This window comes from Streptomyces sp. cg36 (assembly GCF_041080675.1).
GTDB lineage: Bacteria > Actinomycetota > Actinomycetes > Streptomycetales > Streptomycetaceae > Streptomyces.
This window is the reverse complement of sequence record NZ_CP163520.1, coordinates 5,369,272-5,393,479: the sequence shown is the minus strand read 5'-3', so window position 1 is coordinate 5,393,479 and position 24,208 is coordinate 5,369,272. Positions and strand designations below refer to the sequence as shown.

Genomic DNA, 24,208 nt, shown 5'->3' with positions numbered 1-24,208 from the left:
CCGTTCCGGGTCTCAACCGCCGTGCGGCGCCGACAGGGTGGCCAGGAAGACCAGGCTGCCCTCCTGGTGGCCGGTGACCTGTACGCCGGTCCGGCCGTCCGGGCCGGGTGCCGCGTCGGCCACCTGGATCCAGCACGGGCTGTCGAACTCCGCGTACCGGTGGAACGCTATGTCACCGGCGAGCGGGACGAACGGGCCGGGTCCCAGGGCCGCGCTCGCCGCCTGGCGGGCCGCCTCCAGGAGCAGCATGCCCGGCACGTGGTCGTTGGCGCGCTGGAAGAGGGTGGGGTGCGCGGTGTCCACGCGCAGCCGCCACACCCGCTCCTGCGGGCAGGCCGAGAGCACCACGTCGGCGGCGCGGGAGCGGCCCGCGAGGTCGGCGGGGACGGGCTGCGGGACGAAGCCCCCGGTGCCGGGGAACTCGCGGTCGCCGCGCAGGCGCCGGTAGACGCCGGAGCTGAGGACCCGGGCCGCGCCGGAGCCGGTGGCGACCAGCCGGCCCAGGCGGCGCAGCACCCAGTCGACGCGCAGCCGCGACAGCTGGCCGCCGCGCCGCTCCAGCTCGGAGAACTCCAGCTCGACGTCGATGAGCGCGGACTGGCCGCCGACGTCCAACTGGTCGGTGTACAACTGGTAGGCGAGGTCGGTCAGCATGAAGTGCGAGTCGAGCGAGACCTCGTAGCCCGCGTGCACGATGAGCATCGCGGCCTGGCGCATCGTCTCCACGACGAGCATCGGATCGTGCAGGTCGCCCGCCACGGGTTCGAAGAACTCGTGGTCGTGCGGCCAGAGCGCGGTCACCGTGAAGGTGTCCTCGCCGCGCCGCCGCCAACCGCACGGGAAGGCGTCGGCGGGCCTGGCACGGTGGACAAGTTCTGGCGAAACGGCGTAAGTACGCTCTCCCTTAACCGGTTCCGTACCGGATATGGGTATAGCGCTGGTCAAGACTGCTGGTGTTCTGGGCATGGCTCCCCCCCGGGGCATGTACGAAGACACGTAGTCCTGTCGTCCCACTGATAAGATACAAACTAGACGGTTTTTTTCAAGAGCGGGGCGGGCGGCCCCGAACATTCATGGCGTCGATACTCTGGCGCAACACAAGGAGGCAGCGTGGCGAAGCAGGACCGGGCGATCCGGACCAGGAGGGCGATCCTGGAGGCCGCGGCCATGGTCTTCGAGAAGCAGGGTTTCCAGGCCGCCACCATCACGGACATCCTGCGAGTGGCGGGCGTCACCAAGGGCGCGCTCTACTTCCACTTCCAGTCCAAGGAGGCCCTCGCCCACGGCGTCCTGAACGAGCAGGGGACCAGCTCCGCGGTCCCGCCGCAGCCGATCAAGCTCCAGGAGCTCATCGACGCGGGCTCGGTCCTGGCTCACCGGCTCCGTACCGACCATCTGGTACGGGCGAGCGTCCGCCTCACGCTCGACCAGCAAGCGTACGGCCTCGACCGCACCGGGCCGTTCCGGCACTGGAGCGAGGTGAACGTCGACCTGCTCACCATCGCCAAGGAGCGCGGCGAGCTGCTGCCCAACGTCGTCATCTCCGACACCGCCGAGCTCTACGTCGGCTCGTTCGCCGGGCTGCAGATGATGTCGCAGATCCTCAGCGACTACCAGGACCTCTCGCACCGGCACTCCGTCCTGCAGCGGCACATCATGGCCAGCATCGCCGTGCCGCAGGTGCTCGCCGCACTGGACTTCGACGAGGGGCGCGGCTCCCGTATCTCCGCCGAGCTGGAGCTGGCCGCCGCCACCGCGGTGTGCGAGGGCGCCGGGGTCTGACCCGGCCGCCCCCGCCCCACCCGCCCCGGCGCCCTCGCCGGGGCCATGCGCACGCCCTAGACGCCGGCTCCGGGGCCCTCCTGGCCCGGGATGACGGCGTTGGGGAGGGCCCCGCCGAACCGGCGGTCGCGCTGGGCGAACTCCAGGCAGGCCCGCCACAGGTCACGACGGTCGAAGTCCGGCCACAGCACGTCCTGGAAGACCATCTCGGCGTAGGCGCTCTGCCAGAGCAGGTAGTTGGAGGTGCGCTGCTCGCCGCTGGGGCGCAGGAACAGGTCCACGTCCGGCATGTCCGGGTAGTACAGGTACTTGGCGAAGGTCTTCTCGGTGACCTTCGAGGGGTCCAGCCGTCCCGCCTTCACGTCCTCGGCCAGCGCCTGCGCCGCGTCCGCGATCTCCGCCCGGCCGCCGTAGTTCATGCAGAAGTACAGGGTGAGCCGGTCGTTGTCCTTGGTCTGCTCCTGCGCGATCTGGAGCTCCTTGGCCACCGAGCGCCACAGCTTGGGCATCCGGCCCACCCAGCGCACCCGGATGCCCAGCTCGTCGAGCTGGTCGCGGGTCTTGCGGATGAAGTCGCGGTTGAAGTTCATCAGGAAGCGCACCTCGTCGGGCGAGCGCTTCCAGTTCTCGGTGGAGAAGGCGTACAGCGAGATGGCGCCGACGCCCATCTCGACCGCGCCCTGGAGCACGTCGAGGACCCGCTCGGCGCCCACCTTGTGGCCCTCGGTGCGGGGCAGGCCGCGCTCCTTGGCCCAGCGGCCGTTGCCGTCCATGACGACCGCCACGTGCTTGGGGACCAGCTCGCCGGGGATCTTCGGCGGGCGGGCGCCCGACGGGTGCGGCTCGGGGGTCTTGTACTCGCGCCGGGACCGGCCGCCCAGGATTCCGCGTCGTGCCATGTGGGGTCCTTCTCCCTCAGTTCTTCTCTACGTACCGCAGTGAGCGCAGGCCGCGCTCCAGATGCCAGTGCAGATAGGCCGACACGAGGCCGCTGCCCTCGCGCACGTGCCGGGGCTCGCTCGCGTCGGCCGTCGCCCAGTCCCCCGTGAGCAGCGCGCTCAGCAGTCCGACCGCCTCCGCAGAGGGTACGACGCTGCCGGGCACCCGGCAGTCGGCGCAGACCACTCCACCGCTCGCGATCGAGAAGAACCGGTTGGGGCCGGGCAGGCCGCACTTCGCGCAGTCCTCGAAGCTGGGCGCGTAGCCGTTGACGGCCAGCGAGCGCAGCAGGAAGGCGTCCAGGACCAGGTTGGGGGCGTGCTCGCCGCGCGCGAGGGTGCGCAGCGCGCCCACCAGCAGCAGGTACTGCTGGACGGCGGGCTCGCCCTCGTGGTCGGTGAAGCGCTCGGCCGTCTCCAGCATCGCCGTGCCCGCGGTGTAGCGGGCGTAGTCCGTGACGATGGCGCCACCGTACGGAGCGATGGTCTCACTCTGGGTGCACAACGGCAGCCCGCGCCCGACCAGTTCGCTGCCGCGCGCGAAGAACTGCACGTCCACGTGGGAGAACGGTTCGAGACGCGCCCCGAACTTGGACTTGGTGCGGCGCACCCCGCGGGCGACGGCGCGGACGCGGCCGTGGCCGCGGGTCAGAAGCGTGATGATGCGGTCGGCCTCACCGAGCTTCTGGGTGCGCAGCACGATGCCGTCGTCCCGGAACAGACTCATGGCCCCATTGTTTCACCGCCGGGGGCGGGCCCGGCCCCTACGGGGTGCGTCCCGGCCGCGGAGCGGCGCCCGCGGCGGGCGGGCGTCAGGACGGGGTGCGGGCCGCCGCCAGGAGGCGGGCCACGTCGTCCCCGCAGAGCTGGAGCGCGCCGCCGACGGTGGTGAGCACCTCCCGCTCGGCCGGGCTGTACGGGCCGTCCGCCAGCGCGATGCGGGCGCCCTGCAGCAGGATGGACTCCCGGCCCGCCGGGGCGAGGTGCGGGGCCAGCGGCTCCAGGGACTCGTGCAGCTCGATGGCGAGGGCCGCGCCGCACGGGTCGGCCTCGGTGTCGGTCAGGAACCGGCCGGTGTCGGCCGCCAGCGCCTCGATCAGGGTGATCAGCTGGTCCTCGGTGCACTCGTCGTACCCGGCGGCCCGCACGGCGGCGGCGGCGGTCGCGGTGACCGTGCGCGAGGAGGTGCCGCCCGCGGCCAGCACGGCGAGGGCGACGGTGTGCACGGCGTCGCGCAGCATCGCCGAGAAGCGGGTGGTGGTCGGATGGTCCAGGACGTCCGTGCCGAAGTGGCTCTCGCAGGCCGCGCACTCCACCACGGGCCCGGCCGCACCGCGCGGCATCAGCGGCACGCCGAGGACGGCGAGGCGCCGACGGCCGGTGCGGCGGCGGAAGTTGCGGTCTCCCCCGCACTCGGGGCAGAAGAACTCCCCGTCGCCGACGGTGGTCCAGGACGTACGGATCGTCCAGATACGTTCGAGAACGCCCACGGCGCGAGGCTTCGTCCCGTTCTGTCCTCGGCCTTGCACCACCGCGCACCTCCGTAACGGACCGGCAACATTGCCGCGTTGACGTGATGTTAGCCACATCGATGATGTGACGTCAGCACCCCGTAGGGAGGAGTGGCGGAAAGCGGACGCCCCGCCGACCGGACGGGGTCGGCGGGGCGCCGCGAAATCGGGTGCGCGGCCCGTGCGGGCGGTCAGCGCGCCGAGCGGTTGACGGCCGAGATGACGGCCTTCAGGGAGGCGCGGGTGGTGTTGGCGTCGATGCCGATGCCCCACAGGACCTGGCCGTCGATCGCGCACTCGATGTACGACGCGGCCTGCGCGGACGCGCCCTCGCTCATCGTGTGCTCCTGGTAGTCCAGCAGCCGCGCGTCCACGCCGATGGCGGCCAGCGCCGCGAAGAAGGCGGAGATCGGGCCGTTGCCGGTACCGGTCAGGACCGTGTCCGCGCCGTCCACGACCGCCTCGACGGTCAGGGTGTCGCGGCCGTCGGTGTCGGTCGTGGTCTGGCCGGAACGCAGTTGGATGCGGCCCCACTGATTGGCCGGGTTCGGCAGGTACTCGTCCTGGAAGACCGACCAGATCTGGCCGGGCGTGACCTCGCCGCCCTCGGCGTCGGTCTTCGCCTGGATGATCCGGGAGAACTCGATCTGCATCCGGCGCGGCAGGTCCAGCTTGTGGTCGTTCTTCAGGACGTAGGCGATACCGCCCTTGCCGGACTGGGAGTTGACCCGGATGACGGCCTCGTAGGAGCGGCCGACGTCCTTCGGGTCGATCGGCAGGTACGGCACGGCCCACTCGATGTCGTCCACGGTGACGCCCCTGGCGGCGGCGTCCGCCTCCATCGCGTCGAAGCCCTTCTTGATGGCGTCCTGGTGGGAGCCGGAGAAGGCGGTGTAGACCAGGTCGCCCGCGTAGGGGTGGCGCGGGTGGACCTCCATCTGGTTGCAGTACTCGCTGGTGCGGCGGATCTCGTCGATCTGCGAGAAGTCGATCTGCGGGTCTACGCCCTGGCTGAACAGGTTCATCCCCAGGGTGACCAGGTCGACGTTGCCGGTGCGCTCGCCCTGGCCGAACAGGCAGCCCTCGATGCGGTCGGCCCCGGCCATGATCGCCAGCTCGGCGGCGGCCACCGCCGTGCCCCGGTCGTTGTGCGGGTGCACGGACAGGCAGACGAACTCGCGGCGGGTCAGGTTGCGGCTCATCCACTCGAACCGGTCCGCGTGCGTGGAGGGCGTCGAACGCTCCACCGTGGCGGGCAGGTTGAGGATGATCTCGCGGCCCGCCTCGGGCTGCCAGACGTCGCAGACCGCCTCGCAGACCTCCAGGGCGAAGTCCAGCTCGGTGTCGGTGAAGATCTCCGGGCTGTACTGGTAGCCGAAGGTGGTCTCCGGGCCCAGGATCTTCTCCGCGTACTCCATCACCAGCCGGGTGCCGTCCACCGCGATCTGCTTGATGTCGTCCTTGGAGCCGCGGAAGACGACCCGGCGGAAGGTCGGGGCGGTGGCGTTGTACAGGTGCACGGTGGCCCGGTGGGCGCCGCGCAGCGACTCCACGGTCCGCTCGATCAGGTCCTCGCGGGCCTGGGTCAGGACGGAGATCGTCACGTCCTCGGGGATCGCGCCCTCTTCGATGATCGAGCGTACGAAGTTGAAGTCGGTCTCGCCGGACGAGGGGAAGCCGACCTCGATCTCCTTGTAGCCCATCCGCACCAGCAGGTCGAACATCTCGCGCTTGCGGGCCGGGCTCATCGGGTCGATCAGCGCCTGGTTGCCGTCGCGCAGATCGGTGGACAGCCAGCGCGGCGCCTTGGTGATCCGCCGCTCGGGCCAGGTGCGGTCGGGGATGTCCACGGCCTCGTAACGGCCGTACTTGTGGACCGGCATCCCGGACGGCCGCTGGGTGTGGGTCGCGTTGGTGACGGGCGTCGGACGGCCGACGGACAGAGAGTTCTCAGACATCGCGTAGGGCTCCTCGGGTCCTGCAGAACGTAGGACGGCCGACTGAGTCGAAGCAGCACCAGATCCCGCGGGGAGGGGGTCGGCCTACGACTACAGGCCCTCGCCGCGGCAGCTAAGGAGAAGCAGCCCGAAACGCATGATGTGCCGCAGCCTAGCCGAGGGGCGCCGAAAGCGCCGGTCCCGTTTCAGTATGCGGGACGTGACGGCGGGGACCAGGGACCAAAGTCCCGTCCGGGCGGCCGGGCGCGGTCCTGACGCGGGACCGGGGCCCTGCTAGACAGGGAGCATGCGAATCCAGGTGACCCGCACAGGAGGTTTCGCCGGTATCGAGCGCCGGGCCGAGGTCGACACCTCGGGCCGGACCGACGCCGAGGAGTGGGAGGAGCTGGCCGCCGCGGCCCTCGCCGACTCCCCGGCCGAACCGCCCACCGGCGTACCCGACGGCTTCCACTACGAGATCACGGTCGACGGTCTCACCGTCCACTGCGCCGACCCCGCGCTGACCCCCGCCCAGCGCACGCTGGTGTCCCGGGTGCTGAAAGAGGGTGCGTAGCCGCAAAGGGGGTGCGGAGCGGCCCGGCCGCTTGCTTTGATCGGGGAATGACACCGCGAACCCCCGAGATCCCCGGGATCGGCCTGCTGGAGCACTACTACGACGCGGTGCCGCGTCCCTCGGCGCGCGCGGAGGACTTCGGTCCGCTGACGCTGTTCGTACGGGAGGGAGCGGGCTGGCCGTTCTACGCCCGCCCCACGCCGGGCCACGTCGGCCCGGTCTCCCCCGCCGACGTCGACAAGGTGCGGGCCCGCCAGCGGGAGCTGGGGGCGCCGGAGGCGTTCGAGTGGGTCGGGGAGGTGGCGCCGGGGCTGCGGGCGGCGGCCGAGGCGTCCGGGCTGACCGTGCACGCCCATCCGCTGATGGTCCTGGCGCCCGCCGCGCCGACCCCGGCGCCGCATCCGGCGGTACGGATGCTGGGCGCGGACGATCCGCTGCTGCACGCGGCCCTGGTGCTGCCGCACCTGGCGTTCGCCGCGCCCGGCACGGCGGTGGGGGCGGCGGGTCCGGCCGAGCTGGCCGCCGAGATCGGGGCGCGGGCGGGCGACGGGCGCGCCGAGCAGGTCGCCGGGCGCATCCGCCGCGGCGAGACGGCGATGGCCGCGGCCTTCGAGGACGGGCTGCCGCTGTGCTCGGGCATGCACAATCCGGTGGGCGGGGTCACGGAGATCGTGGGCGTGGGCACGCTGCCGTCGGCCCGGCGGCGGGGGCTGGGGGAGGCGGTCACGGGGGCGCTGGTGCGGGATGCGCGGGGGCGGGGGGCGTCGACGGTGTTCCTGTCCGCGGGGGACGAGGACGTGGCCCGGATCTACGGCCGGCTGGGGTTCGTGCGGGTGGGGACGGCGCTGATCGCGGAACCGTAGTTTTCGCCCCACCCCGCCCCTTCCCGAAACCCTCCGGGGGCTCCCGTTCGGCTGCGGCCCGGTGGGGGGGCTGGTCGCGCAGTTCCCCGCGCCCCCAGAAGGGCCCTCCGGGCCCACCTCCAGGGGCGCGGGGAACTGCGCGAGAAGCGACCACGCCCCGCAGCCGAACGAGGTCTTCCAGGGGCGCGGGGAACTGCGCGACCAGCCACGCACGGCCCGCGGACGAAGGCGGGTCTCAGGGGCGCGGGGAACTGCGCGAGGAGCGGCCACCGGCCCGCGGACGAAGACCCCGCCTAGAAGCCCAGCTTGCGCAGCTGCTTCGGGTCGCGCTGCCAGTCCTTGGCGACCTTCACGTGAAGGTCGAGGAAGACCGGGGTCCCCAGCAGCGCCTCGATCTGCTGGCGCGACTTCATCCCGACCTCCTTGAGCCGCTTCCCCTTGGGCCCGATGATGATCCCCTTCTGGCTCGGCCGCTCGATGTACACGTTCGCGTGGATGTCGAGCAGCGGCCGGTCCGCCGGCCGGTCCTCGCGCGGCAGCATCTCCTCCACCACCACGGCGATGGAGTGCGGCAGCTCGTCCCGTACGCCTTCCAGCGCCGCCTCACGGATCAGCTCGGCCACCATGACCTGCTCGGGCTCGTCCGTGAGGTCGCCCTCGGGGTACAGGGCCGGGCCCTCGGGCAGCAGCGGCACCAGCAGGTCCGCGACCAGCTGGACCTGCTGGTCGCCGACGGCCGAGACGGGCACGATCTGCGCCCACTCGAAGCCCAGCTCGTCCCCGAGCTTCTGCACGGCGATCAGCTGCTCGGCGAGCGCCTTGGAATCGACCAGGTCGGTCTTGGTGACGATCGCGATCTTGGGGGTCTTCTTGATCCCCGCGAGCTCCTTGGCGATGAACTTGTCGCCGGGCCCGAGCTTCTGGTCCGCCGGGAGGCAGAAGCCGATCACGTCGACCTCGGCCCAGGTCGTGCGGACGACGTCGTTCAGACGCTCGCCCAGCAGCGTGCGCGGCTTGTGCAGGCCCGGCGTGTCGACCAGGATCAGCTGGGCGTCGGGGCGGTGCACGATGCCGCGGACGGTGTGCCGCGTGGTCTGCGGACGGTTGGAGGTGATCGCCACCTTCTGTCCGACCAGAGCGTTCGTGAGGGTGGACTTGCCCGCGTTGGGGCGGCCGACGAAGCAGGCGAAGCCGGCCCGGTGGGGGGCGTTGTTCTCAACAGTACGAGCGCTCATGCCGCCCATTCTCCCCGATCCGCACGCCCCCGCCGCACGTCACCCCCGCCGTGCCCGCCTCCGCCGCAGCCGCCACCCCGTGAGTCCGGCCGCCAGGGCCGCCACCAGGACCCCGAGGGCGAGCCAGGGCAGGGCCAGGAAGGAGGTGCCGGCCCGGCCGGTGACGTCCTTGGCGCTGGCGGTGAGCGAGACGTCGCCCCAGTCCAGCTGGGGCGAGCCGGACCAGGGCTCGGTGAGGCGGACCTTCTGGCCGGGCAGCAGCTCGGCCGGGACCTGCGTCAGGGAGCGGCGCAGCAGCGTACGGCCGAACAGGCCCTTCGCGGTCAGTTCGACCTTGGGGTCGAGCGTGACGTTGCCCCGGTTGTGGAGCGTGTACGAGATGACGCTGCGGCTGGTCCCGGCGCCCGGCACCAGCGGGCGGTGCTGGCTGAGCGAGACGTCCTCGACGGCGAGCGCCGGTACGGCCGGGCCGCCGATCCGCAGGTAGACGCGGGCGCCGACGGCCTGCTGCACCCCCATGGCGACCGGTCCCCGCCCGGCCGCGACCCGCTCGTCCAGGGCGACGAGCGCCCCGGGGTGGTCGCCGGGCTCGGCGTCGGCGGGGACGGTGATGGTGAAGGGCACGGTGACAAAGGAGCGCGCCGGGACGGTGACGGTGGGCCGGCCGGTCCGGGTCCAGGCGCCCACGCCGTGCTGCGGCTCGCCCCGGGTGCGTACGGCGAATCCGCCGTCGCGTTCGGTGTTGTACGCGTCCGCCCCGTACAGCCGGAAGGTCATGGGCGCGGCCGTCTTGTTGGTGACGGTCACCTGGTCGCTGAGGGTGGTGCCGGGTTCGGCCGCGAGGTAGAAGTACGGGCGCCGGTCGGCGCCGCCGGCCGACGGGTAGACGGCCCAGTTGCCGTTGTCGGCGGCGCGCGCGGGCGCGCTGGGCGCGAGGACGGCCGCGGCCAGCAGGAACGGCAGCAGCAGGGAGAGCTTGCGCACGGTCACAACCCCCGGGGACGGGTGGGCCGGCCGGGTGCGCGCCCGGCCCACGGGTGGATCAGGCCAGCGTGAGTGTGAGCACACCGGCGTAGGAGCCGGGGGCCGTGAACGCCGGGACGTTCAGCGAGACCCGGGCGTCGACGGTGAACTCGCCGCCGGTGAGCGCCGCGTTCGGCGTGGTCGCGAGGGTCGCGCCCGCGCTGCCGACGGTGCCGGGAGAGCCCGCCGCGCAGGTCGACGGGGAGCCGGCCTTGGTGGTGCAGACGGGGGTCCAGCCGAGCTTTCCGGCGTCGATCCTGGCCCCGCCGGGGCCGGTGAAGTCGGTGACCTTGCCGGTCAGGGACCAGCCCGCGGGGCCGCCGCGGAAGTCCTGGACCGTCACCGTCTGGAGCGAGCCCCGGGAGAAGCCGCCCTGGCCGAAGTCGACGGCGTCCATGGTGACGGCGTCACCGGCCTGGGTCATGGAGAGCGTGCCCGCCTTCACCGAGGAGGTGAGCTTCTGGCTGTTCGGCGGGGTCGGCGTGTTGTCGATGACGGTGTACGCCGCCGGGCCCGCGCCCTTGTCGTCGCTCCAGCTCGCCCCTTCGTAGGCGACGATCCCGCTGGTCGCCTTGTCGTTGACGGTCAGGGAGGTGGAGAACCCGCCCTGCGCGTCGGCCGTGACCGTCGTCCGGTCGGCCGTCTCGGCCGCTCCGGCACGGCCCGCGACCGTCACGGTCGCGCCCGCGGTGAACTTGGTCCCGGTGACGGTGACACCGGCGCCGGGGTTGCCGGAGGCGGTGCCCAGCTGGACGGTCCGCTGGTTGGTCTGGCCGCCGCCGGTCGCGGTGACCGTCTCGGAGACGGGCGCGGGCGGGTTGGTGACCGTGCAGGGGGTGTCCAGCTCCATGATGTAGCTGGTGTGGATGTTGTAGTCGCCGGGCGAGAGGGTGATCGCGCCGGGTGCGGTGACGGTGAACGTACCGGTCATGGAGAACGGCGGGAACGCGCCCTTCCCCGGCACCGGGTCGTTCTTCTTGGGTCCGGCGACGGTGACGTCGCCGCTCTGGGCGCCGCCCAGGGTGACCTTTCCGGTGGGGGTCATGATGTCGGCGGGCAGCGCCAGGTCCACCGGGTTGCTCGCGGCGGGCTTGCTGACCGTGTACGTGACGGTGACCGTGTCGCCGACCTTGGGCGCCGCCTTGTCGACGGTGATCTGGGCGGTGGTGGTGCCGTCGATCGGCGGGATGCCCGCGATGGGCGGGGGTACGCAGTGCGTGGCGAAGTCGACGGGCGTCGCGGCCAGCGCGTGGGCGGGCGCGATGAGCGCGCCGCCGCCGGCCATGAGCGCCGCGGCTCCCAGTACGGCGGCCCAGTGGCGCCGTCTTCGTGCTGAAGGCATGACTGCCCTCCTCTGCGGTTGTGGCGCAGCAGCGGCTCGGCTGCGCCGGCAGGGAGCCATTGACATGGGGGCGCGAAAAGAAGTCAATGCCATCCGGATCCATTGACTGATGGCCCATCAGATACTGTCAAGATCCGCGTTCTCGCAGGTCAAACGGGAGATCGGGGTCCGCGACCGACGGCAGAGCCGGTACCGCCGAGGCGGCACCGGCTCCTTGGTGCGTGGGGGGTCGCAGGGGCGGGCGCGGATCAGCTGAACACGAACGGTCCGGGCGCCTGGGCGGCCGTCGAGGTGCACGTCACCGTGACCCCGAAGACCAGCATCTTCACCGAGCCGGGATGGGCGTTGGCGGTGAGCCCCGGCGAGACGGTGCCGCTGAGCGGACCGACCGTGACCCCGCTGCCCGCGGCCATCGCGGGGTTGCGCTTCCCGCTGAAGACGAGGGTGCCGCCGCCCGACTTGGCCATGGTCAGCGTGGTGGTGATGGTGTCCGCGCCGACCCCGATCGGGGTGGTGATCTCGGAGGAGGTGAGGGTGACGGTGGCGGCCGTGCCGTTCTGGGCGACCGTCAAGGTGGCCTCACCGCCGCCGTAGAAACCGCAGTTGTAGACCTCGGTGGCGGACCCCGGGGAGACGGCCTCGGCCGTCGGGGCCAGCACCAGTGCACCGGTGGCCAGCCCGCCCGCGGCGAGCGCCGCGATGAGCAGTGGCCTCTTGCGTACCATCGGTTCCCCTTCCCGTACTTCCCGTACAGGGAGTTGGCGAGTGCCGCGCTGGAGCGCATGCGCATGCGCGTGAAACCGGCCGCGGGCGGGGTGCGCACGCCACGCGGGAGGAGGGCGGCCGACTCGGCCCGGGGGCCGCGGCTCGCGCCCCCTGCCCGGCCGCAGCGAATCTGACGGTCCGTCGGATGAACTGCTGTTCATTGATGCGCGGGGGGTGCGGGGGCGCAAGGGGGGAAGGGGGGTTTCTTCGACACGCCCCGAGGACGGCCGAAACCCCCCACCCCCACAACCTGAAACCAGCCACCCCGTTTCTGGCCGAACTTCGTCTGCGGGCCGTGGTGGGTTGCTCGCGCAGTTCCCCGCGCCCCTCAAAAGCGGTGGCTGAGCCCGCCACTTCATCCCGCCCACACCCCCGAAGAGGGGCCCGGAGGGCCCTCCCAGGGGCGCGGGGAACTGCGCGAGAAGCGACCACCGGGCCGCAGACGAACACCGGGCCCAACACCCGCGTGGGGTCAGGCCACCGCGTGGGTGCGGAGCTCGCCGTCCGGCCCCGCCAGCAGCACCGGCGTCCCCGCACCCCCCAGATCCCGCACGGCCGCCAGATCCTCCGCCGGCACCTCCACCGCCTCGCTCACCACGGCCGCCGCCTCCAGCGACTTCGCCCCGCTGGCCACCGCCATCGCCACCGCCGTGCGCAGCGCGGACAGCTTGAGGGAGTCGAGCTCCACGGTCCCGGCGACATAGGTTCGCCCGGTCTCGTCCCGTACGGCCGCGCCCTCGGCCACCTGGTTGCGGGCGCGGGCGCTGCGCGCCAGCGTGATGATCTTGCGGTCCTCGGGGTCGAGTCCGGTGCTCTGAGTCATGCGACGAGCATAAGGAGTGGCCCCGGACGGCCGCGCCTCAGCCCGCCACCGGGTACATCGACCCGCGCCGCCCCTCCGGCGAGGTCAGCCACTCCAGCTTGGCGGCGGTGTCCGTCTCGGGCAGCGGGTTGTGCAGCACGATCGTCAGGTCCGGCCGCGCCGGGATGCGCAGCTGGGTGGACTCGACGTACAGGGCGCCGACCACCGGGTGCGCGAGCTCCTTGCTGATCTGGCCGCCCGGCAGGATGTCCCGCCGCGCCCACAGCTCGGCGAACTCCGCCGACAGCCGGGACGCCTCGTCCACGACCTCCTGGAAGCCTTCGTCGCCGGGGTGCTCGGAGCAGGCGGCCCGGTACTGGGCCACCACGTTCGCCGCGATCTCGTCCCAGCGCTTGGCGCGGGAGCGGTAGACGGGGTCGGTGAAGAACGCGATCAGGCAGTTCTGCACGATCTCGGGCCGCATGCCGAGCACCAGGGCGGCCGAGTCGTTGTACATCACGGTGTTCCAGTACGCGTCCATGATGTGCGCCGGGAACGGCATCCAGGCGTCGATGAGCCGCTGGAGCCCCTGGCACATGTCGGCGACGGCCGGATCGACCTCGGGCGCGGGCGGATTGAGCCCGGCCAGCACGTACAGGTGCCGCCGCTCGGCGCTGGTCAGCTTGAGGACCCGGCCCACCGAGTCCAGGACCTGCGGCGACACGCTGATGTCCCGCCCCTGCTCCAGCCACTGGTACCAGGAGACCCCCACCCCGGCGAGGACGGCGACCTCCTCGCGGCGCAGGCCCGGGGTGCGGCGGCGGGCGCCGCCGTCGGGCAGCCCGGCGTCCGTGGGGCTGATCCGGCCCCGCCGGTTCATCAGGAACTCGCGCAGTTCGGTGCGGCGCGATGACTTCTCGACCGGCGTGGCCACGTATCCCACTCCCCCTCGTCGGCTGCCTGCCGGCACCCCCGGGCACTGCCTGGTGGTGCCACCAACAGGATAAGTTCCCACTCTCCACGGGCATTCCCGGGCGGCCAGGCTGTGGCCATGGCACTCGACACCCACACCGCACCGGCCGCGCCGGTCACCGCCCCCGGACAGGAGGACGGCCGGCTCTCGGGCCGGGCGAAGCTCGTCCTGTTCGTGCTGTGCGCCGCCCAGTTCATGGTGGCGCTCGACTTCTCCGTACTCAACGTGGCGCTGCCCGTGCTCGGCGAGGACCTCGGTCTGAGCCGGTCCGCGCTGCAGTGGGCGGTCACCGCGTTCGCCCTGCCCTCCGGCGGCTTCCTGCTGCTCTTCGGCCGGATCGCCGATCTCCACGGCCGCAAGCGGCTGTTCCTGGCGGGGCTCGCCCTGTTCGGCGCGGCCTCGCTGCTCGCCACCCTCGCCTGGGACCCGGCGTCGTTCCTGGCGGGCCGCGCGCTCCAGGGCCTGGGCGCCGCCGTGATCGTGCCGACCGGGATGTCGCTGCTGACGACCACCTTCCCCGAGGGCCCGCAGCGCGACCGCGCGCTCGGCATCAGCGGCACCCTGCTCTCGCTGGGCTTCACCGTCGGCATGGTGCTCGGCGGGGTCATGACGGACACACTGGGCTGGCGCTCGACGATGGGCCTGCTCACGGTCGCCGCGGTGATCGTGCTGGCGCTGGCGCCCGGCCTGCTGCCCGGCTCGCTCCGGCACGACCGTACGGGAGCGGCCGGAGCCACGGACCGCCCGCGGCTGGACGTGCCCGGCGCGATCACCGTCACCGGCGGTCTGCTCGCGGTGATCTACGCCCTGTCCACGGCGGCCCAGCGCGGCTTCGGCGGTGTGGACGTGTGGGGCACGCTGACCGTCGGCGTCCTGCTGCTCGCCGCGTTCGTGGCGGTCGAGACGCGGGCCGGGACGCCGCTGGTGTCGCTGACGATGCTGCGGCGCCGCACGGTGGCGTGGGGCAACCTCGGCGGCCTGGTCACCTTTTCGATGATGTCGACGGTCGTCTTCGTCCTGACCCTCTACCTCCAGGAGGTGCTGGGCCTGTCGTCCTTCCGCACCGGTCTGGTCTTCGGCGTCCAGGGCGTCATGTCGGCCCTCGCCGGAACGTACGCCGCCAAGGTCATCGGCCGTTTCGGCGCCCGCCGCACGCTGGTCGGCTCGCTGCTCGGCCAGGGCCTGTTCGTCGCCCTGCTGCTGGCGCTGGGCAGCGGGTCGGGCGCACTGCTCGCCACCGTCGCCGTCTCGCTGGCCAGCATGTGCCACCTGGGCGCGATCATCTCGTACGGAGTGACCGTCACCAGCGGCGTCCCCGACGAGGAGCAGGGGCTGGCCACCGGTCTGGTCACCACCACCCAGCAGGTCGGCATCACCATCGGCATCCCGCTGCTGGGGGTGCTCGCCACCACCGGGGGCGACCTCTTCCACGGGGTGCGCACGGTGCTGCTGATCGACGCGGTGATCGTGGTCGCGGCGGCGGCGCTGGTGGCGGCCGGTCTTGGCCGCCAGAAGGGCTGAGGGGTCAGGGCCGGTCGAGCCGGAGCCGCTCGGCCTTCGGCAGACCGGCCACGACCAGGTCGTAGGAGTCCTCGATCAGCTCCCGGACCAGCCGGTCCGGGAGCCGCTCCACGTCCACCGTGTTCCAGTGCCGCTTGTTCATGTGCCAGCCGGGCACGATCGCCGCGTGCTCGGCGCGCAGCCGCACCGCGTCGTCCGGGTCGCACTTGAGGTTGGCGGTGAGCGGGCTGCCGCCCAGGTCGCTCAGGGCGAACATCTTCCCGAGGACCTTGAAGACCGAGGTCCGCGAGTCGAAGGGGAACTCCTCCGTCGCCGCGTTGAACGACAGGCAGAAGGCCCTGAGCTCCTGGGGCGTCATCACGTCAGGTCCTCCGCCTTGGCCGGGACCGGCTCCACGAGCACGGTCACGATCTTGTTCCGGCGGCCCGCCGGGGACTCGGCGGTGAGCCGCAGCCCCCGCCCGTCCGGCAGGTCCACGACGGCCGTGGCGCCCGCGATGGGCACCCGGCCGAGCGCCTTGGCGAGCAGCCCGCCGACCGTCTCCACGTCCTCGTCGTCGTACTCGTCGAGCCCGAACAGCTCGCCCAGGTCGGTGATGTCGAGCCGGGCGGTGACCCGGAAGCAGCCGTCCGCCAGCTCCTCGACCGGCGGCAGCTCCCGGTCGTACTCGTCGGTGATCTCACCGACGATCTCCTCCAGGATGTCCTCGATGGTGACGATGCCGGCCGTGCCGCCGTACTCGTCGATGACGACGGCGACGTGGCTGCGGTCCTGCTGCATCTCGCGCAGCAGGTCGCCGGCGTTCTTGGTGTCGGGGACGAAGGCGGCCGGGCGCATCGCGGTGGAGACCAGGTCGGCCTCGGAGTCGCGGTTGATGTGCGTCTTGCGGACCAGGTCCTTCAGATACACGATCCCGACGATGTCGTCCTCGTTCTCGCCGGTCACCGGGATCCTGGAGAAGCCCGAGCGCAGGGCGAGGGTGAGCGCCTGGCGGATGGTCTTGTAGCGCTCGATGCAGACGAGGTCGGTGCGCGGCACCATCACCTCGCGCACCAGGGTGTCGCCGAGCTCGAAGACGGAGTGCACCATCCGGCGCTCCTCGTCCTCGATCAGGGACTCCTGCTCGGCGAGGTCGACCATGGCGCGCAGCTCGGCCTCGGAGGCGAACGGGCCCTTGCGGAAGCCCTTTCCGGGGGTCAGCGCGTTGCCGAGGAGGATCAGCAGCTGCGGGACCGGGCCCATGATCCGGGCCAGCGGCAGCAGCACGTAGGCGGCGGCCGTCGCCGTGTTCAGCGGGTGCTGGCGGCCGATGGTGCGCGGCGAGACGCCGACGGCCACGTACGACACGAGGACCATCACCGCGATGGCGACGACCAGCGCCGTCCAGGTCTCCCCGAACTCCTCCAGGCAGACGTAGGTGACCAGCACCCCGGCCGCCATCTCGCAGGCGACCCGCACCAGCAGGGCCACGTTGAGGTAGCGGGTGGGGTCGGCGGCCACCTGGGCGAGCCGGGCCGCGCCGCGCCGCCCGGACCGCACGGCCTCGGCGGCGCGGAACGAGGAGGTGCGCGCGATGCCGGCCTCCGCGCAGGCGGCCAGCCACGCGACCACGACCAGGGCGACGGCGCCGAAGATCAGCTGTCCGGTCATGAGACGGTCGGCGCCGGGGAGGGACCGGTGAAGCCCTTCTCCGCCCGCCAGCCGTCCACGATGGCCGCCTGGAGCCCGAACATCTCGGCCTTCTCGTCCGGCTCCTCGTGGTCGTACCCGAGCAGGTGCAGCACTCCGTGGACGGTCAGGAGCTGGAGCTCCTCGTCCATCGAGTGCTGCGTCGGCGCGTCCTCGCCCTGCTTCTTGGCGACCTCGGGGCAGAGCACGATGTCACCGAGGAGCCCCTGCGGGGGCTCCTCGTCGTCCTTGGCCGGCGGACGCAGCTCGTCCATCGGGAAGGACATGACATCGGTCGGGCCGGGCAGGTCCATCCACTGGATGTGGAGCTGCTCCATGGCGTCGGCGTCCACGACGATCACCGACAGCTCGGAGAGCGGGTGGATCCGCATCCGCGTGAGCGCGTAGCGGGCGATGTCGAGGATCGCCTGCTCGTCGACCTCGGTTCCGGACTCGTTGTTGACGTCGATCGACATGGTGCGCTCTGACTACTTCCCGTTGCGGTCCTGCTGGCTGTCGTACTTCTCGTACGCGTCGACGATACGGCCGACGAGCTTGTGCCGGACGACGTCCTGGGACGACAGCCGGGAGAAGTGGACGTCCTCGACGCCCTCCAGGATCTCCTGGACCTGGCGCAGACCGCTCTTCGTGCCGTTCGGCAGGTCGACCTGGGTGATGTCACCCGTGATGACGATCTTCGAGTCGAAGCCGAGGCGGGTGAGGAACATCTTCATCTGCTCGGCGCTGGTGTTCTGCGCCTCGTCGAGGATGATGAACGCGTCGTTCAGCGTGCGTCCGCGCATGTACGCCAGGGGGGCGACCTCGATCGTCCCGGCGGCCATCAGCCTCGGGATCGACTCGGGGTCGAGCATGTCGTGCAGCGCGTCGTAGAGCGGGCGCAGATACGGGTCGATCTTCTCGTAGAGCGTGCCCGGCAGGAAGCCGAGGCGCTCGCCCGCCTCCACGGCGGGGCGGGTCAGGATGATCCGGGTGACCTGCTTGGACTGCAGGGCCTGGACCGCCTTGGCCATGGCGAGATAGGTCTTTCCGGTACCGGCGGGGCCGATGCCGAAGACGATCGTGTGCTTGTCGATCGCGTCGACGTACCGCTTCTGGTTGAGGGTCTTGGGGCGGATCGTGCGACCGCGGCTGGAGAGGATGTTCTGGGTGAGCACGTCGGCCGGGGTCTCGTGGCCGTCCTCCGCCTTGCCGTTCTCGCTCGCCCTGAGCATGGCGATCGAGCGTTCCACTGCGTCCTCCGTCATCGGCTGACCGGTGCGGAGCACCAGCATCATCTGGTCGAACAGGCGTTGGATGAGCGCGACTTCCGCCGGGGTCCCCGTGGCACTGATCTCATTGCCCCGGACGTGGATGTCGGCCGCCGGGAATGCCTTCTCGATCACGCGCAGCAGCGAGTCGCCGGATCCGAGCAGCATCACCATCGGATGCTTGGCAGGGACCTTGATCCGGGCACTCGCCTGCGGCTGTGTGGGTGTCTGAGTCATGGGCCGGCTCTGTGGCCTGCACATACCTCCCGTTGCAAGGTTCTCGCCGCTCGACAACCTCTGGACTACCAAGCGTACGACCTGGCACCGACAGCGCCGAGGGGTTTTCCGCCCGGGAACGGACCGCCCGCCGGGCCGGTCCCGGGCCGCGGGTACCGGCCCTCACGCCGGGCGGCGGAAGCCGATCGTGGGGACGGCCCGGCGCAGCGGCCACGGCCGGGCCGTGCCGGGCAGCAGGCCCTCCAGGAAGGCGTACCGCCGCAGCGCGGCCGGGTCCTGGCCCGGCCGGGCGTGCACGGCCTGCCACCAGGCCGCGATCTCCGCCCAGCCGGGCGCCGACAGCGATCCGCCGAACTCCTGGACCGAGAGCGCCGCCGTCAGTCCCGCGAAGGCGAGCCGGTCCGCCAGCGGCCAGCCGGCCAGCGTGCCGGTGACGAACCCGGCCACGAACACGTCCCCGGCCCCGGTCGGGTCCAGCGCCTCCACGGCGATCGCGGGCACCTCGGCGGTCTCCCCGGTCGAGCCGTCCACCGCGTACGCGCCCTCCGCGCCCAGGGTGACCACCGCGACCGGCACCTTCTCGGCGAGGGCGCGGGCGGCGGCGCGCGGGCAGTCGGTGCGGGTGTAGCGCATCGCCTCGCCCGCGTTGGGCAGGAACGCCTCGCAGTGTTCGAGCCCGGCCAGGGCCGCCAAGTCCCAGTGGCCGGTGTCGTCCCAGCCGACGTCGGCGAAGATCCGCGCACCGCCCCGGGCGGCCTCGGCGATCCACTCCTCGGTGCGGCCGGGTACCAGGGAGGCGATCGCCGCCCGGGCCAGCGGCGGCCGGGCGGGCGCCTCGGCGTGGCACGGCACCGCCTCGGGGGGCGCCTCGTGGCCGTGCGAGACCATGGTCCGCTCGCCCTCGTACGCCATGGAGACGGTGACCGGGGAGTGCCAGCCGGGCACGGTCCGCGACAGCGAGAGGTCGATGCCCTCGCCCTGCTCCAGCGCGTCCCAGCAGTACTCGCCGTAGTGGTCGTCGCCGAACGCCGCCGCCAGCGAGGTGCGCAGGCCGAGCCGGGCCAGGGCGATGGCCATGTTGGCGACGCCGCCGGGGCTGGAGCCCATGCCGCGGGCCCAGGACTCGGTGCCCCGCACGGGGGCCGAGTCCAGGCCGGTGAAGATGATGTCGAGGAAGACCGTCCCGGTCAGGAAGACGTCGCACTCCGGGTCGCGGGGCCCGCGCACCTTGTCCAGCGGGTCGACCCCCGCGGTGTGGCCCCGCCGGTCGCGCGACCGGTCCGCTGGGCTCTGCTGCTCTCTGCTGGTTGTGGTCACGGCGGGCTCCCGTTCGCGTACGGATCAGGCCAGTGTGCCCGATCCGGCCCGCCGGGTCCTCGTCCTACCAGCGCGGCAGTGCCGGAGTCCGCCACCGCGCGTGCCCGGGGGCGCGCCGCATCGCCGCCGCGTCGTCGCGTTCGCGCAGGGTGCCGTCGTCGGCCAGCCAGCGCCGGTGCAGGCGCTCCAGCGCCGCCCGGTCGAGCTCCACGCCGAGGCCGGGGGCGTCGGACACGGGGAGGCGGCCGTCGCGGAAGACGTGGCGGGCGGTGATGACGTCCTCGCTCTGCCAGGGGTAGTGGCTGTCGCAGGAGTGGCGCAGGTCCGGCACGGTCGCGGCGACGTGGGTCATCGCGGCGAGGCTGATGCCGAGGTGGGTGTTGGAGTGCATGGACAGGCCGACCCCGAACGCGCGGCAGACCGCGGCCAGTTCGCGGGTGTTGCGCAGCCCTCCCCAGTAGTGGTGGTCGCTGAGGACGACCTGCACGGCACCGGTCAGGAATGCCTCGCGGATCTCGCCGAAGGTGGTCACGCACATGTTGGTGGCGAGCGGCACGGAGGTGCCGGCGGCGACCTCGGCCATCGCGCGCGTGCCGGACGCCGGGTCCTCCAGGTACTCCAGGACGTCGGCGAGCGAGGCCGCCACCCGCAGTGAGGTGGCGGTGCTCCAGGCGCCGTTGGGGTCGAGCCGCAGGGGCCGGCCGGGGAAGGCGGCGGCGAGCGCCCGGACGGCGGCGACCTCCTGTTCGGGCGGGAGGACGCCGCCCTTCAGCTTGAACGAGGCGAAGCCGTGCTCGCGGGCGAACCGGCGGGCCTGGGCGACGATTCCGGCCGGGTCGAGGGCGGCGCCCCAGTCGTCCTTCTCCCCGGCGCCGCCGGGGTGTTCGGCCCAGCGGTAGAAGAGGTAGGCGCTGTATTCGACGCTGTCGCGGACCTTGCCGCCGAGCAGGGTGTGCACGGGCACGCCGAGCGTCTTGCCGAGCGCGTCGAGGCAGGCCACCTCGAAGGCGGAGACGACGGAGAGCCGCAGCTTGTCGGCGGTGCGCGCGCCGCGCAGCCCGCCGACGTCCACGGAGTCGTCGACGCGGGAGCCGTCCACCTCCACTGTGTTCATCAGTGTGAACAGGCCGTTGAGATCGGCGATGTCGTGCCCGGTCAGCAGGGCGGCGTAGGGGCCGGCCAGTTCACGGTAGGCCGAGTCGCCGTAGGTCTCCCCCAGGCCGCTCACCCCGTCCTCGGTGACGACCTCGACGATCAGCCGGGGCGTGTACGGCTGGTGGACGCCCTGGACGTTGAGGAGCGGCGGGTCGGCGACGAGGACGGGGGTGAACCGGACTTCGGCGATCGCCCGGCGGCCGGTCGCACGCTTCCTCGTATGTGCATCCATGGGAATGGAGACTAGATATGTGAACGAGAAAGGGTCAAGGGGTCCCGCACGGCCTCCCGGTGGCGCGGCGCCCGGGAGGCCGGTGCGGGCCGGGGCTCAGGACGGGGACGGGGCGGGGAACTCGTACGCGTCGACCTCGGCGAGGTAGCGCGCCCGCAGCTCCTCCGCGTCCTGGAGGAAGGAGGCCAGGAAGGAGTTGCGGGCCAGCGTGCGCAGGGCCTCCTCGTCCAGGCCGAGCGCCTCGCGCACCGCGTCGAAGTTGTCGCCCGCGTACCCCCCGAAGTAGGCGGGGTCGTCGGAGTTCACCGTGCACAGCAGGCCCGCGTCCATCATCCGGCGCAGCGGGTGCCCGGTCAGCGACTCCACCGCGCGCAGCCGGACGTTGGAGAGCGGGCACAGCGTCAGCGGGACGCGCTCGCGCACCAGCCGGGCCACCAGCTCCGGGTCCTCCAGCGCCCGCAGCCCGTGGTCCACCCGCTCCACGCCCAGCACGTCCAGCGCCTCGGTGATGTACGACGGCGGGCCCTCCTCGCCCGCGTGCGCCACCTTGCGCAGCCCCAGCGCGTCGGCCGCCGCGTACACCTCGCGGAACTTGGCGGGCGGATGGCCGACCTCCGCCGAGTCCAGGCCGACGCCGGTGATCCGGTGCAGGTGCGGGCGGGCCGCCTCCAGCGTCTCCAGGGCGGACTCGGCGGACCGGTCGCGCAGGAAGCAGAGGATCAGCCGGGTCGAGACCCCGTGCCGCTCCTCGCTGCGGTCCAGGGCCCGGCCCAGGCCCGCCACGACCGTGCCGAGGGGCACGCCGCGCGAGGTGTGCGCCTGCGGGTCGAAGAAGATCTCCGCGTGCCGCACGCCCTGGGCCGCCGCGCGCGCCAGGTACGCCTCCGCCAGCGCCTCGAAGTCGTCCTCGGTGCGCAGCACCGCCATCAGCGAGTAGTACAGGTCGAGGAAGGACTGGAGGTCGTCGAAGAGGTACGCCTTCCGCAGCTCCTCGGCGTCCGCGTAGGGCAGCCGCACGCCGTTGCGCGCGGCCAGTTCGAAGGCGAGCCCGGGTTCGAGGGTGCCTTCGATGTGGAGGTGGAGTTCGGCCTTGGGGAGGGGCATGGGGGACTTTCCGGTGGTGGCTAGGTGGTGCGTCTGGGCAGGGGGACCCGCATCAGGTCGGCCGCGACGGTCAGTTCCCCCGTGAACCCGGCGGCCCGCGCCTGGCGTTCGAACTCCGCCGGGTCGGCGTAGCGCTGCGAGAAGTGGGTGAGGACGAGATGGCGGACCCCGGCGTCACGGGCCACCCCGGCGGCCTGACCGGCCGTCAGATGCCCGTGGTCCTCGGCGAGCCGCACGTCCTCGTCCAGGAACGTGGACTCGATGACCAGCATGTCGCACCCCTCGGCCAGGGCGTGCACGCCCTCGCAGAGCCGGGTGTCCATGATGAACGCGAACCGCTGGCCGGGCCGCACCTCGCTGACGTCGTCGAGCGTGACCGCGCCGAGCGAGCCCTCGCGCCGGAGCCGGCCGACGTCGGGCCCGGCGATGCCGTGCCGGGCGAGCAGGTCGGGCAGCATCCGGCGCCCGTCCGGCTCGGTGATCCGGTAGCCGTACGCCTCCACCGGGTGCGACAGCAGCCGCGCCCGCAGCGTGTAGGCGTCGGTGACGGCCAGCACCGCCCCCTCGCCCGCCACCGGCACCTGGGCCAGCTCGACCGTCTCGCGGTAGGCCGTGGCGTACCGCAGCCGTTCGAAGAAGTGCTGACCGCTCGCCGGGTAGTGTGCGGTGACCGGGTGCGGGACCCGGTCCAGGTTGATCCGCTGGATCACACCGGCCAGGCCCAGCGAGTGGTCGCCGTGGAAGTGCGTGACGCAGATCCGGTCGATGTCGTGGGCGGCGACACCGGCCCGCAGCATCTGCCGCTGGGTGCCCTCGCCGGGGTCGAAGAGGATGCCCCCGCCGTCCCAGCGCAGCAGATAGCCGTTGTGGTTGCGGTGCCGGGTCGGGACCTGGCTGGCGGTGCCGAGCACCACCAATTCACGTACGGACAACTGGGGTTACCGGTCCTATCCCGGCGGCCACTGCAGTCCGCGCCCGCCCAGCACGTGGGCGTGCGCGTGGAAGACGGTCTGGCCCGCGCCGGATCCGGTGTTGAAGACGATCCGGTAGCCGCTGCCGTCGATCTTCTCCTCGGCGGCGATCTCCCCCGCCGCGCGCAGCACGTCACCGGCGACCACCGGCTCGGCGGCGGCCAGCGAGGCCGCGTCCGGGTAGTGGACCCGGGGGATGACCAGGACGTGGGTGGGCGCCTGGGGGTTGATGTCGCGGAAGGCCACGACGGTCTCGGTCTCCCGGACGACGGTCGCCGGGACATCGCCCGAGACGATCTTGCAGAACAGGCAGTCCGCCTGCGGCTCTCCGGCCACGGTCCTGAGCTCCTCGTTCGCGGTGGATCGGTTCACTGGGCATGCTACTGACGTTTGCCCGGTGATCCTCACTTGCCCCGGAACGACTCCGTCACCGTCACGGTGACCGTGACCGTCGGACGGCTCCCCGGCTTCCCCGGCGGCCTGGGCGTGCTCCTGGTCGGCGGCGGCGCGTTGCAGTCGCCCAGCACATTGGCGCGGAAGACCGTGCGGTCCCCGACCTTCGCCGTCAGATCGCCCCGCACACAGCGGTCCTCGCGCGCCTCGGTGACCTTGCCGGTGACGTTGATCTTCTTGTTGTCGTCGGTGCGGCCCCGGCAGTCGACCGTGGCGACCGTCCGGGTCGCGGCGGGCGACGGGGTACGGGTCGACGAGCCGCCGTCGGTCTTGGCGGTGCACGTCAGGTACCGCACCTTGAAGCCGTCGTGCTCCAGCTTGCTCGTCGCGACCTTGTCCGTGGTCACCGAGACGGTGACCGAGCTCATCCCGCCGACCGGATCGCAGGCCGCGGCCCCGGCCGCCGCACCCGCGGCCAGACCGAGCGCCGCCAACGCGCGCCGGTGCCGCAGCGGCCACGTGACACCTCTCCTTGCCCCCATACGCGCCAGCGTCCCACCGCCGCGCCGACGGCGGTAGAGGGCTTTACGACGTCAC

25 protein-coding genes are annotated in these 24,208 nt (G+C 72.3%); 4 read left to right on the top strand and 21 right to left on the bottom strand.

The window, feature by feature from the left end:
• Nucleotides 1-12: 12 nt before the first annotated feature.
• Nucleotides 13-927 carry a ScbA/BarX family gamma-butyrolactone biosynthesis protein gene (locus AB5J87_RS23810; protein ID WP_369383654.1) on the bottom strand — a complete coding sequence of 305 codons (915 nt, stop codon included), beginning with the start codon at nucleotides 925-927 and terminating at the stop codon, nucleotides 13-15.
• 183 nt (nucleotides 928-1,110) lie between these two features.
• Between AB5J87_RS23810 and AB5J87_RS23805 the strand changes: the two genes are divergently transcribed.
• Nucleotides 1,111-1,782: a ScbR family autoregulator-binding transcription factor gene (locus AB5J87_RS23805; RefSeq protein WP_369379108.1), complete on the top strand. Its 672-nt coding sequence runs from the start codon at nucleotides 1,111-1,113 to the stop codon at nucleotides 1,780-1,782.
• Nucleotides 1,783-1,838: 56 nt separating this feature from the next.
• Here the strand turns inward: AB5J87_RS23805 and AB5J87_RS23800 are convergent, their stop codons facing one another.
• From AB5J87_RS23800 to leuA, 4 genes are all read right to left on the bottom strand, one after another.
• A complete protein-coding gene (locus AB5J87_RS23800) occupies nucleotides 1,839-2,681 on the bottom strand; it encodes an isoprenyl transferase (protein ID WP_369379106.1) in 843 nt (280 codons plus the stop codon).
• 16 nt (nucleotides 2,682-2,697) lie between these two features.
• On the bottom strand, nucleotides 2,698-3,447 hold the full coding sequence (gene recO / locus AB5J87_RS23795; protein ID WP_369379104.1) for a DNA repair protein RecO: 750 nt from the start codon (nucleotides 3,445-3,447) through the stop codon (nucleotides 2,698-2,700).
• Between the two features lie 85 nt (nucleotides 3,448-3,532).
• Nucleotides 3,533-4,252, bottom strand: coding sequence for a TerB family tellurite resistance protein (locus AB5J87_RS23790; RefSeq protein WP_369379103.1), 720 nt, complete (start codon nucleotides 4,250-4,252; stop codon nucleotides 3,533-3,535).
• 170 nt (nucleotides 4,253-4,422) lie between these two features.
• Nucleotides 4,423-6,189 carry a 2-isopropylmalate synthase gene (gene leuA / locus AB5J87_RS23785; protein WP_369379102.1) on the bottom strand — a complete coding sequence of 589 codons (1,767 nt, stop codon included), beginning with the start codon at nucleotides 6,187-6,189 and terminating at the stop codon, nucleotides 4,423-4,425.
• Nucleotides 6,190-6,475: 286 nt separating this feature from the next.
• Here leuA and AB5J87_RS23780 point away from each other — a divergent pair, with 286 nt between their 5' ends.
• The gene (locus AB5J87_RS23780; protein ID WP_369379101.1) at nucleotides 6,476-6,742 is read left to right on the top strand and encodes a protealysin inhibitor emfourin; all 267 of its coding nucleotides are present in this window, start codon (nucleotides 6,476-6,478) and stop codon (nucleotides 6,740-6,742) included.
• Nucleotides 6,743-6,789: 47 nt separating this feature from the next.
• A complete protein-coding gene (locus AB5J87_RS23775; protein WP_369379099.1) occupies nucleotides 6,790-7,605 on the top strand; it encodes a GNAT family N-acetyltransferase in 816 nt (271 codons plus the stop codon).
• A 293-nt stretch (nucleotides 7,606-7,898) separates the two neighbouring features.
• Here the strand turns inward: AB5J87_RS23775 and era are convergent, their stop codons facing one another.
• From era to AB5J87_RS23745, 6 genes are all read right to left on the bottom strand, one after another.
• Nucleotides 7,899-8,840, bottom strand: a complete 942-nt coding sequence (gene era / locus AB5J87_RS23770; RefSeq protein WP_369379098.1) for a GTPase Era — start codon at nucleotides 8,838-8,840, stop codon at nucleotides 7,899-7,901.
• 39 nt (nucleotides 8,841-8,879) lie between these two features.
• Nucleotides 8,880-9,824 (bottom strand): DUF916 domain-containing protein, encoded by a 945-nt coding sequence (locus AB5J87_RS23765; protein ID WP_369379096.1) that lies wholly within the window; start codon nucleotides 9,822-9,824, stop codon nucleotides 8,880-8,882.
• Between the two features lie 58 nt (nucleotides 9,825-9,882).
• Nucleotides 9,883-11,205 (bottom strand): beta-xylosidase, encoded by a 1,323-nt coding sequence (locus AB5J87_RS23760; protein ID WP_369379095.1) that lies wholly within the window; start codon nucleotides 11,203-11,205, stop codon nucleotides 9,883-9,885.
• Nucleotides 11,206-11,453: 248 nt separating this feature from the next.
• Entirely contained in the window at nucleotides 11,454-11,930 is a 477-nt protein-coding gene (locus AB5J87_RS23755; protein WP_369379094.1) for a hypothetical protein, read from the bottom strand.
• 512 nt (nucleotides 11,931-12,442) lie between these two features.
• Nucleotides 12,443-12,793 carry a cytidine deaminase gene (locus AB5J87_RS23750; protein ID WP_369379092.1) on the bottom strand — a complete coding sequence of 117 codons (351 nt, stop codon included), beginning with the start codon at nucleotides 12,791-12,793 and terminating at the stop codon, nucleotides 12,443-12,445.
• A gap of 37 nt (nucleotides 12,794-12,830) precedes the next feature.
• A complete protein-coding gene (locus AB5J87_RS23745) occupies nucleotides 12,831-13,652 on the bottom strand; it encodes a helix-turn-helix transcriptional regulator (RefSeq protein WP_369383653.1) in 822 nt (273 codons plus the stop codon).
• Nucleotides 13,653-13,823: 171 nt separating this feature from the next.
• On the opposite strand from AB5J87_RS23745, the gene AB5J87_RS23740 reads away from it, so the two are divergent.
• Nucleotides 13,824-15,266, top strand: a complete 1,443-nt coding sequence (locus AB5J87_RS23740) for an MFS transporter (RefSeq protein WP_369379090.1) — start codon at nucleotides 13,824-13,826, stop codon at nucleotides 15,264-15,266.
• 4 nt (nucleotides 15,267-15,270) lie between these two features.
• Here the strand turns inward: AB5J87_RS23740 and AB5J87_RS23735 are convergent, their stop codons facing one another.
• The 10 genes from AB5J87_RS23735 to AB5J87_RS23690 all read right to left on the bottom strand — a co-directional run bounded on the left by AB5J87_RS23735 (nucleotide 15,271) and on the right by AB5J87_RS23690 (nucleotide 24,153).
• Nucleotides 15,271-15,624 (bottom strand): MmcQ/YjbR family DNA-binding protein, encoded by a 354-nt coding sequence (locus AB5J87_RS23735; protein WP_369379089.1) that lies wholly within the window; start codon nucleotides 15,622-15,624, stop codon nucleotides 15,271-15,273.
• Complete coding sequence (locus AB5J87_RS23730; RefSeq protein ID WP_369379088.1) at nucleotides 15,624-16,916, bottom strand: hemolysin family protein; 1,293 nt, start codon at nucleotides 16,914-16,916, stop codon at nucleotides 15,624-15,626. Before AB5J87_RS23730 ends, AB5J87_RS23735 begins: the two co-directional genes overlap by 1 nt.
• Nucleotides 16,913-17,410, bottom strand: coding sequence for an rRNA maturation RNase YbeY (gene ybeY, locus AB5J87_RS23725; protein ID WP_369379086.1), 498 nt, complete (start codon nucleotides 17,408-17,410; stop codon nucleotides 16,913-16,915). The genes AB5J87_RS23730 and ybeY overlap by 4 nt, the downstream gene beginning before the upstream one ends.
• Nucleotides 17,411-17,422: 12 nt before the next feature.
• Complete coding sequence (locus AB5J87_RS23720) at nucleotides 17,423-18,439, bottom strand: PhoH family protein (protein WP_369379085.1); 1,017 nt, start codon at nucleotides 18,437-18,439, stop codon at nucleotides 17,423-17,425.
• 162 nt (nucleotides 18,440-18,601) lie between these two features.
• Complete coding sequence (locus tag AB5J87_RS23715) at nucleotides 18,602-19,675, bottom strand: carbohydrate kinase family protein (protein ID WP_369383652.1); 1,074 nt, start codon at nucleotides 19,673-19,675, stop codon at nucleotides 18,602-18,604.
• 145 nt (nucleotides 19,676-19,820) lie between these two features.
• A complete protein-coding gene (locus AB5J87_RS23710; RefSeq protein ID WP_369379084.1) occupies nucleotides 19,821-21,143 on the bottom strand; it encodes an enolase C-terminal domain-like protein in 1,323 nt (440 codons plus the stop codon).
• 96 nt (nucleotides 21,144-21,239) lie between these two features.
• On the bottom strand, nucleotides 21,240-22,247 hold the full coding sequence (locus tag AB5J87_RS23705; protein WP_369379083.1) for an adenosine deaminase: 1,008 nt from the start codon (nucleotides 22,245-22,247) through the stop codon (nucleotides 21,240-21,242).
• A gap of 20 nt (nucleotides 22,248-22,267) precedes the next feature.
• On the bottom strand, nucleotides 22,268-23,179 hold the full coding sequence (locus AB5J87_RS23700) for a ribonuclease Z (RefSeq protein ID WP_369379082.1): 912 nt from the start codon (nucleotides 23,177-23,179) through the stop codon (nucleotides 22,268-22,270).
• 15 nt (nucleotides 23,180-23,194) lie between these two features.
• Nucleotides 23,195-23,554, bottom strand: coding sequence for a histidine triad nucleotide-binding protein (locus AB5J87_RS23695; protein ID WP_369383651.1), 360 nt, complete (start codon nucleotides 23,552-23,554; stop codon nucleotides 23,195-23,197).
• 68 nt (nucleotides 23,555-23,622) lie between these two features.
• Entirely contained in the window at nucleotides 23,623-24,153 is a 531-nt protein-coding gene (locus AB5J87_RS23690) for a hypothetical protein (RefSeq protein WP_369379080.1), read from the bottom strand.
• Nucleotides 24,154-24,208: the final 55 nt, after the last annotated feature.